General features: G+C 73.2%; 7 protein-coding genes. 4 read left to right on the forward strand and 3 right to left on the reverse strand.

What is annotated here, in order from left to right:
* From kamD to kdd, 3 genes are read right to left on the reverse strand one after another with little or no spacing between them, the layout of a single operon-like run.
* Positions 1-1,566 carry a lysine 5,6-aminomutase subunit alpha gene (gene kamD, locus UO65_RS13250; RefSeq protein WP_035282276.1) on the reverse strand — a complete coding sequence of 522 codons (1,566 nt, stop codon included), beginning with the start codon at positions 1,564-1,566 and terminating at the stop codon, positions 1-3.
* A complete protein-coding gene (locus tag UO65_RS13255; RefSeq protein ID WP_035282277.1) occupies positions 1,553-3,193 on the reverse strand; it encodes an amidohydrolase in 1,641 nt (546 codons plus the stop codon). Before UO65_RS13255 ends, kamD begins: the two co-directional genes overlap by 14 nt.
* Positions 3,190-4,251 (reverse strand): L-erythro-3,5-diaminohexanoate dehydrogenase, encoded by a 1,062-nt coding sequence (gene kdd / locus UO65_RS13260; RefSeq protein ID WP_233427559.1) that lies wholly within the window; start codon positions 4,249-4,251, stop codon positions 3,190-3,192. Before kdd ends, UO65_RS13255 begins: the two co-directional genes overlap by 4 nt.
* Before the next feature lie 79 nt (positions 4,252-4,330).
* On the opposite strand from kdd, the gene UO65_RS13265 reads away from it, so the two are divergent.
* The 4 genes from UO65_RS13265 (at position 4,331) to UO65_RS13280 (ending at position 9,082) form a co-directional block, all read left to right on the forward strand.
* Entirely contained in the window at positions 4,331-5,734 is a 1,404-nt protein-coding gene (locus UO65_RS13265) for a KamA family radical SAM protein (protein WP_035282283.1), read from the forward strand.
* A gap of 128 nt (positions 5,735-5,862) precedes the next feature.
* Positions 5,863-6,735, forward strand: a complete 873-nt coding sequence (locus tag UO65_RS13270) for a helix-turn-helix domain-containing protein (RefSeq protein ID WP_035282287.1) — start codon at positions 5,863-5,865, stop codon at positions 6,733-6,735.
* 112 nt (positions 6,736-6,847) lie between these two features.
* Positions 6,848-7,471, forward strand: coding sequence for an acyl-CoA-like ligand-binding transcription factor (locus UO65_RS13275; RefSeq protein WP_035282291.1), 624 nt, complete (start codon positions 6,848-6,850; stop codon positions 7,469-7,471).
* Positions 7,472-7,480: 9 nt separating this feature from the next.
* Positions 7,481-9,082 carry an MDR family MFS transporter gene (locus tag UO65_RS13280; RefSeq protein WP_035282295.1) on the forward strand — a complete coding sequence of 534 codons (1,602 nt, stop codon included), beginning with the start codon at positions 7,481-7,483 and terminating at the stop codon, positions 9,080-9,082.
* Positions 9,083-9,141 lie beyond the last annotated feature (59 nt).

The raw sequence follows: 9,141 nt of genomic DNA on the forward strand, positions 1-9,141 counted from the left end.
TCACTCCCCGTCGAGCAGGGTGGTGGCGGGGTTGAGGTAGCCCTCGGCCTTCTCCACGACGCCGTCGGCGCCCTTGCCCCGGTCGGCGGGGCGCTTCATCAGCCCGAAGGTGCCGCGGCCGATGGCGGTCAGCAGCCCGTCGTCGACGACGCGTTCGAGCAGGTCGACGGCTTCGCCGAGGACCTGGTGGGCGCGCTTGACGATGAGCCCGTCGGGGGTGGGGCGGAAGTCCTCGGCGAGGGTCCCGGCCGCCTCCAGCACGTAGCGGACGTTGCCCAGGGCCAGGTCGCGGTCGGACAGGAACGGGGTCACCACCGCCTCGGTCATCATCCCGACCAGCAGGATCGACTGGCCGGTGAGGACCCCGGCGAGGTTGAAGAACCCGTCGAGCAGGTGCCCGTCGAACACGTTGCCGGTCATGTGCTTGGTCGGCGGCATCCACTTCAGCGGGGCGTCGGGGAACAGCTCGCGGGCCAGCAGCGCGTGCGCCAGCTCCAGCCGGAAGGAGTCGGGCACCTTCGGGTTGATCTCGAAGGCGTGCCCGAGGCCCAGCAGCTCGTCGGGCAGCCCGGCCTCGTGGGCGAAGCGCTCGTTGAGCAGTTGGGAGACGGTGACGGTGTGCGCGGCGTCCACGGCGTCGTCGGTGGTGAGGTAGTTGTCCTCGCCGGTGTTGATGATGATCCCGGCGCGGGCGTGGACCTGGCGGGAGAACCGCTGGTCGACGAAGGTGCGGACGGGGTTGATGTCGCGGAAGAGGATGCCGTACATGGAGTCGTTGAGCATCATGTCGAGCCGTTCGAGCCCGGCGAGGACGGCGATCTCGGGCATGCACAGCCCGGAGGCGTAGTTGGTGACCCGCACGTAGCGGCCCACCTCGCGCGACACCTCGTCCATCGCCGCGCGCATGATGCGGAAGTTCTCCTGGGTGGCGTAGGTGCCCGCGAACCCGTGGTGGGTGGCGCCCTCGGGCACGTAGTCCAGCAGCGACTGCCCGGTGGAGCGGATGACGGCGATGATGTCGGCGCCTGCGCGGGCGGCGTTGGCGGCCTGCACCACGTCCTCGTCGATGTCGCCGGTGGCCACGATCAGGTAGATCCACGGCCGCTGCGGCGGGTCCCCCAGCCTGGTGACGAGCTTGTCGCGGGTGGCCCGGTTGCGGTCGACGGTGCGCAGCCCCCTGGCCACCGCGGTGCGGGCTGCCTTGCCCGCGCGGGTCGCGGCGGCCCCGGTGGGCAGGGTGAAGCGCACCTGACCGGCTGCGGTGGCCTCGGCGAGGTCGGTCAGCGAGCCCAGGTCGTGCTCGCGCAGGGCATGGAACACCGGCAGCACCACCCCGTGCTCCAGGCCGCAGTGCTCGCCGACGGTGTCGACGACCCGGTTGACCCACGGCACGTCCCCGGCGCGGTGGGCGGTGTCGGCGCCGGTGATCCCGGCCAGGCGCAGCGTGGCCCGCTCCACCGCGACGGTGGTGTGCGCGCGGGCCAGCGCCACCACCGGTTCGGCGGCGCGGGCGGCCAGGTCCCTGGCGCGGGACACCACGGCCGGGTCGAGGTCAAGAAGCGGCATGGGTCTCCTCCTCGTCGCGGGAGCGGTCGTAGAGGGTCCGACCGCTGTGCACGGTGCGCAGGCACACGGGCAGCTCGGCGCCGGGGTCCAGCGGCGGCAGCCCGGGGACGCGGGAGCGCGGGTCGGTCGACCAGCGCCGCACGCGGGAATCGGTGCCCGCGGTGACCAGTTCGTCGGCCCGCCACACCGCGTAGGTGGCCGGGGCGCCGGGCACGAGCGTGCCGGTGACCCCGTCGTCGACGCCCGCGGCGCGCCACCCGCCGCGGGTGTGGGCGGTGAACGCCGCCCGGGGTGAGAGCCCGGCGCCGTCGGTGCGGTGGTGCACCGCGGCGCGGACGGAGGCCCACGGGTCCAGCCGGGTCACCGGGGCGTCGGAGCCCAGGGCCAGGACCACCCCGGCGGCGGCGAGGCGGGACAGCGGGTTGAGCGCCGTGCCGCGCTCGGGGCCGAGCCGGTCGGCGTACATGCCGTCCGGGCCGCCCCAGGTGGCGTCGAACAGCGGCTGCACCGAGGCCACCACACCCCACTGGCCCAACTTCAGCGCCTGCTCGGCGGTGACCATCTCCAGGTGTTCCAGGCGGTGGCGCGACCCGGCCAGCGCCGCGCGGCCCACCCGCTGCTCGGCCAGGTCGAACCCGGCGACGACCTCGGCGACCGCGCCGTCGCCGATGACGTGGAACCCGGCCTGGATGCCCGCCTCGGTGCACACCACCAGGTGCTCGGCGACCGCCACCGCGTCGAGGTACAGCGCCCCGGAGGTGTCGGGGGCGTCGGCGTAGGGGGAGCACAGGGCCGCGGTGCGCGAGCCGAGGGCGCCGTCGACGAACAGGTCACCGGCCAGCCCGCGCACCCCCAGCTCGGCGGCCAGCGACGCCGGTGCCCGCTCACCCCAGTAGCCCACCACCTCGGGCCGCTGCCCGCCGCTGCGGGCGAGCAGGGCGGCCAGGTCGTCGCGGCCGGAGATGTGCGGACCGGCGCACTCGTGCACCGCGGCCACCCCCATCGCCGCGGCGTGGCGCAGGAACCCGTCCTGCGCGGCGGCCCGCTGCGCCGGGGTGATCGCCTCCTGCGCGGCCTGGCGCACCCGGTGGTGCGCGTCGCGGGTCAGCGGCCCGGTGGGGTCGAACCCGTCGTCGCCGCGCACCGCGGGCACCCGGCCCAGCAGCGCGGAGGACACCAGCGCGGAGTGCACGTCGACCCGCGACAGGTACACCGGGGCCCCGGCGCAGGCCAGGTCGATCTCCGCGCGCGTCGGCGGGCGCTTGTCCGGCCACCCCGTCTCGTCCCACCCGTGTCCCCACACCGGGGCGCCGTCGGTGGCGCGCACGTGCGCGGCCAGCACGTCGAGGCACTCGGCCACCGACGCGCACCCGGTCAGGTCCAGGCCGGTGCGCAGCAGCCCGGCGGAGGTGGCGTGCACGTGCGCGTCGACGAACGCCGGGGCCACGAACGCCCCGTCCAGCTCCACCACCTCGGCGTCGGGGTGCAGGGCGCGGCCCACGGAGTCCTGCCCGAGCCACACCACGACACCGCCCTCCACGGCCATCGCGGTGGCGTGCGGGTCGGCCGGGGAGTGGACCCGCCCGCCGAGCAGCAGGGTGGTCGAGGGCTTCTCAGCGCTGGTCATGGGGTGTGAGTCTGCCGCTCCCGGGCGGCGAACAGCGCCCGCACCCCGGGCTCGGCGCGGTAGAGCGACAGCGCGAACTCCGCGTGCCCGGGCACGTACCCGTTGCCCACCAGCATCCGCACGTCCGCGGCCACCCCCTCCGCGCCCAGCGCCGCGGCGGTGAACGACGTCGCCATGGAGAAGAACACCACCGTGCCGCCGTCGGCGGTGGCCAGGACCGCCCCGTGCTCGCAGCCGGGCACGTCCACGCACACCACGGTCACACCCACCGGCTCCCCCACCGCCTCGGCCACCGCCACCGGGTCCCGGGCATCGGCGAGCACGACCTCGTCGGCCAACCCGGCCGCGCGCACCGCGGCGGCCTCGGCCTCGGTCGGCACCAGCGCCACCACCCGACCGGCCCCCGCGGCCCGGGCGGCGGCCAGCGACAGCGACCCGGACTTGCCGCCGCCGCCCAGCACGCACACCGACGCCCCCGCCCCGGCCTCGCGCACCACCCGGTCGGTCAGCGCGGGCGCCCCGCACACGTCCAGCACCGACAGCGCCACCGCGTCGGGCAGGTCCGGCGGCAGCACCGCGGCGATGGACCGGCCGAACAGCACCGCGGTCCCCGCGCACGGCACCTGCTCGGACTCCCCGTCCCACCGCGCCAGCCCGTCGGTGATCCGCAGCGGGGTCAGCGACAACGACACCAGCGTGGCGACCCGGTCCCCGACGCGCAGGCCCAGCGGGGACCGCGGACCGACCGCGCGCACCGTGCCCAGCAGCATCCCGCCCGACCCGGTCACCGGGTTCTGCATCTTCCCCCGCTCGGCGACGACCGCCGCCACCGCGGCCCGCACCCGCGCCCCGGAGCCGTGCTCCTCGCGCAGTTGCCGGAAGGAGGCGGCGTCGAGGTTGAGCACCTCCACGTCGAGCACCACCTCGTCCGGCCACGGCGTCGGGTCGGGGTCGAGCCGCCGCGCCCGCTGGGGCAGCACCCCCGGCTCGTCGAGCACCCGGTGCAGCCCCAGCGGGGAACCGACCGTCCTCGTCGCCGCAGCACCCACAGCGCCCACCCCTCCTTGCCGAAAAATTTACGTCCAGACAGCCATATGACAGCATATCTTCACGCAACCCTATCGGCGAGGAGTAGAGATGACCGCACTGGACGATCACTCCGTGATCACGGACCCCGCGACCCGGGGCAGTGGCCAGCCCTACGACTACGTCCGCTGCGAACTCGTCGAACCCGACTGGCGGCGCTTCCCCGGCTGGCGCGACGTCACCGAGGCCCAGTGGCGCGACGCGCAGTGGCAGCGGGCGCACTGCGTCAAGAACCCCACCCAGCTCCGCGGCGTCGTCGGCGACCTGCTCACCGAGGACTTCTACACCGACCTGGCCGCCGACCAGGCGAACCTGGCCACGATGTCGATGCTCATCCCCCCGCAGATGCTCAACACCATGGCCCCCGACGCCCCTACCACCCCCGCGGCGTTCACCGCCGCCTTCCTCGCCGACCCCATCCGCAACTACATGCTCCCCGTCGCCACCGACCGCGACCCCACCTGGCCGAGCCACCCCCACTCCGCCCGCGACTCCCTGCACGAGGCGGAGATGTGGGTCGTGGAGGGCCTGACCCACCGCTACCCCACCAAGGTCCTCGCCGAACTGCTCTCCACCTGCCCCCAGTACTGCGGGCACTGCACCCGCATGGACCTCGTCGGCAACTCCACCCCCCAGGTCGACAAGCACCGGCTCACCCTCAAACCGGTCGACCGGCAGGAACGCATGATCGACTACCTCCGGGCCACCCCCGGCGTCCGCGACGTCGTCGTCTCCGGCGGCGACGTGGCCAACGTGCCCTGGAAGCAACTCGAGTCGTTCCTCATGCGCCTGCTCGACATCCCCACCGTGCGCGACATCCGCCTCGCCACCAAGGCCTTCGCCGCCCTGCCGCAGCACTGGCTGCAACCCACCGTCGTCGAAGGACTCGAACGCGTCGCCCGCACCGCCCGCCGCCGCGGGGTCAACCTCGCCATCCACACCCACGTCAACCACGCCCAAACGCTCACCCCGCTGGTCGCCGAAGCCACCCGCACCGCCCTGGAGATCGGCGTCCGCGACGTGCGCAACCAAGGGGTGCTCATGCGCGGGGTCAACGCCACCCCCGAAGCCCTGCTCGACCTGTGCTTCGCCCTGCAGGGGGAGGCGAACATCCTCCCGTACTACTTCTACATGTGCGACATGATCCCCAACGCCGAGCACTGGCGGGTCGCGGTCTGGGAAGCCCAGCAACTCCAGCACGCCATCATGGGCTACCTGCCCGGCTACGCCACCCCGCGCATCATCTGCGACGTCCCCTACGTCGGCAAGCGCTGGGTGCACCAGCTCGCCGAGTACGACCGCGACCTGGGCGTGTCCTACTGGACCAAGAACTACCGGGCGGGCACCGAACGCCTCGAGGACGCCGACGTGCTCGACCGCCGCTACCCCTACTACGACCCCATCTCCACCCTCCCCGAATCGGGCAGGCGCCGCTGGGCCGACAACCCCCTCTGACCCCCTCTGACCCCCTGCCGGTGCCCGCGCCCCGACGTCCTCGGACGAACCCGCCCGCGAGCGGTCCGCCCGACGGCGTCGGGACGCGGAGGTCCGGGCGAGACCCCCGGACGCGGCACACTGGAACGGTGACCGAGAAGAACCAGGAACTCGCCGACTTCCTGCGCCGCACACGCGGCCAGTGCGACCCCGCACGCGCCGGACTGCCCGCCGACGCCCGCATCCGGCGGGTGCCGGGACTGCGCCGCGAGGAGGTGGCGCTGCTGGCAGGCGTCTCGACCGACTACTACGCCCGACTCGAACAGGGGCGGCGGATCGTCCCGTCCCCGTCCGTCCTCGACGCCCTCGGCCGCGCCCTGGGACTCGACCCGGCGGGCCAGGCCCACCTCGAAGACCTCATCGCCGCAGCGGGCAAACCCCCACGGCCCCGCGCACGCCCCGTCCAGCGCGTCCGCCCCGGGCTGCGCCAGCTCCTCGACAGCCTCGACGGCGAACCGGCGATGGTCCTCGGGCGCCGCACCGACATCCTCGCCACCAACCGGATGGCCCGGGCGCTGTTCGCCGACTTCGAAGCCCGCCCGCCCGCCGAGCGCAACTACGCCCGCTGGATGCTGCTCGACGAGGACGCCCGCACCCTGTTCGCCGACTGGGAACCCCAAGCCCGGGCCGCCGTGGAGAGCCTGCGCCTGGAACTCGGCGCCGACCCGCACGACCGGGCCACCGCAGACCTCGTGGCCGAACTGCGCACCACCAGCGCCGAATTCCCCGGCTGGTGGGACGAACACCGCGTCCACCAGCGCACCCACGGCTCCAAACGACTGCACCACCCCGTCGTCGGGGACCTCACCGTCGACTACGAAACCCTCACCCCGCCCGGCGACACCGACAGCACCCTCTACGTCTACACCGCCGAACCCGGGTCACCCTCCCGCCAAGCCCTCGACCTCCTCGCCAACTGGACGCTGTCCCCACCGTCGGACCCGGCCAGGAACACGCGCTAGCCCACCCCGGCGCACACCACTGCCCACAGGCCACCCGCACGAGACCCACCTCACCAAGGTGCAGACACTGCAAACTTGCAGACACTGCACCCAACCGCGCTACCCTGTGCCCATGGCAACACCGGCCACCGCACGCACCGAAGGCCTGCGCGACCGCAAGAAGCGCGAAACCAGGACCGCCCTGTCCGACGCCGCCCTGGACCTCGCCGCCGAACGCGGCCTCGACCACGTCACCGTCGACGACATCGCCGAACGCGCGGGCGTCTCCACCCGCACCTTCTTCAACTACTTCCCCTCCAAGGAAGACGCCGTCCTCATCCCCGACGACGACCTCGGCACCCGCATCCGCACCATGGTCCTCAACCGACCCCGGCACGAACCACCCCTCACCGCCGTCCGCGAGATGCTCCTCGACGAGATCGGCACCGCCGACGTCGACCACCACCGCTGGGTGCTGCGCATGCAGGTCGTGCGACAACACCCCGACCTGCTCAACCGCGCCTTCCTCTCCGGCGCCGCCACCGAGCAACAACTCGCCAACGCCCTCGCCGAACGCCTCGACCTGCCCGCCGACCACACCTACCCGCGACTCGTCGCCGCCGCCGCGGGCGCCGCCTTCCGGGTCGCCATCACCCGCTGGTCCACCCCGACCGACCCACCCGTCCTCGCCGACGTCCTCAGCGAAGCCTTCCACCTGCTCGAACGCGGCCTGCCCGCACCGACCGAACAACCCTGACGAGGAGCGATGCCCGACACCACCACCGAGCCCGGCGCCACCGGACCCGACCCCACCGCCACACCCACCACCGGCGCCGACACCCCGGCCCCCCTCGGCCGCCGCGACGTCCTCCAAGCCATCTCCGGGCTGATGCTCGGCATGTTCATGGCCATCCTGGCCTCCACCATCGTCTCCAACGCACTGCCGCGCATCATCTCCGACCTCAACGGCAGCCAGTCCGTCTACACCTGGGTCGTCACCACCGAACTGCTCGCCATGACCGCCACCGTCCCCCTGTGGGGCAAGATGGCCGACCTCTACAGCCGCAAGCTGCTCATCCAGCTCTCCCTGGCGATGTTCGTCCTCGGCTCCCTCGTCGCGGGCTTCGCCCCCAACATCGAGGTCCTCATCGCCAGCCGCATCGCCCAGGGCCTCGGCGCGGGCGGCATCTCCGCACTGGCCACCATCGTGATGGCCGCGATGATCCCGCCCCGCGAACTCGGCCGCTACTCCGGCATCTTCGGCGCCGTGTTCGGCGTCGCCACCGTCGCCGGACCGCTCATCGGCGGCATCCTGGTCGACACCTCCTGGCTGGGCTGGCGCTGGTGCTTCTTCATCGGCGTCCCCTTCACCCTCGCCTCCATCGCCCTGCTGCAGAAGACCCTGCACCTGCCGGTCGTGCGCAAGGAGGTCACCATCGACTGGCTCGGCGCCGCGCTCATCGTCACCGGCGTGTCCACCCTGCTGGTGTGGTCCTCCCTGGCGGGCAACAAGTTCGCCTGGGCCTCCGGCTGGACCGCGCTGCTGGTCGCCGTGGGCGTCGTGCTGCTCGCCCTCGCCGTCTTCGTCGAGGGCCGCGCCAAGGACCCCGTCGTGCCCCTGTCGATCTTCCGCAACCGCACCGTCACCATGTCCATCATCGCCTCCGCCCTGGTCGGCGTGGCCATGTTCGGCGGCACCGTGTTCCTGTCGCAGTACTTCCAGATCGGGCACGGCATGTCCCCCACCAAGGCCGGGCTGCTCAGCCTGCCGCTGATCTTCGGCCTGCTGGTGTCCTCCACCGTCGCCGGGCAGTTGATCAGCAAGTACGGCCGCTGGAAGGCCTACCTCGTCGCGGGCGGCGTGATCATGGTCGCGGGCATGCTGCTGCTGTCCACCATCGGCGCGGGCACCGCCATCCCCCTGGTCGCGGTCTACATGGCCGTCCTCGGCGTCGGCGTCGGCCTGCTCATGCAGAACCTGGTGCTCGCCGCGCAGAACGACGTCCCCGCCAAGGACCTCGGCGCCACCACCTCCACCCTGACCTTCTTCCGCAGCCTCGGCGGCGCGGTCGGCGTCAGCGCCCTGGGCGCCGTCCTGGCGAACCGGATCAGCTCCGACTTCGCCGAGCGCTTCCCCGGCGCCCCCACCGGCGGCAGCTCCACCGCCGTCCCGGACCTGACCACCCTGCCCGAACCGGTCCGGCTGATCGTGCAGGACATCTACGGCTCGGCCACCGCCCACCTGTTCCTGGTGGCCACCCCGATCGCGGTCATCGCCGCCATCGCCGTCCTGCTCATCAAGGAAAAGCCCCTCATGACCCTCAGCGGCGACGAACGCCTGGCCGCCGAGATGGCGAACACCCACTAGCCACACCCGCCACGCCACCCGCGAGGTGCTGGAACTGCGCTTCGCCCCCGGCGCCCAGG

Origin of the sequence: Actinokineospora spheciospongiae (assembly GCF_000564855.1) — a bacterium.
GTDB classification, from domain to species: domain Bacteria; phylum Actinomycetota; class Actinomycetes; order Mycobacteriales; family Pseudonocardiaceae; genus Actinokineospora; species Actinokineospora spheciospongiae.

What these genes read in the sequence shown, in the direction of transcription:
- kamD (WP_035282276.1), bottom strand. Translation starts at nt 1,566, where the DNA reads ATGCCGCTTCTTGACCTCGACCCGGCCGTGGTGTCCCGCGCCAGGGAC.
- UO65_RS13275 (WP_035282291.1), top strand. Translation starts at nt 6,848, where the DNA reads ATGGCAACACCGGCCACCGCACGCACCGAAGGCCTGCGCGACCGCAAG.
- UO65_RS13280 (WP_035282295.1), top strand. Translation starts at nt 7,481, where the DNA reads ATGCCCGACACCACCACCGAGCCCGGCGCCACCGGACCCGACCCCACC.
- UO65_RS13265 (WP_035282283.1), top strand. Translation starts at nt 4,331, where the DNA reads ATGACCGCACTGGACGATCACTCCGTGATCACGGACCCCGCGACCCGG.
- UO65_RS13255 (WP_035282277.1), bottom strand. Translation starts at nt 3,193, where the DNA reads ATGACCAGCGCTGAGAAGCCCTCGACCACCCTGCTGCTCGGCGGGCGG.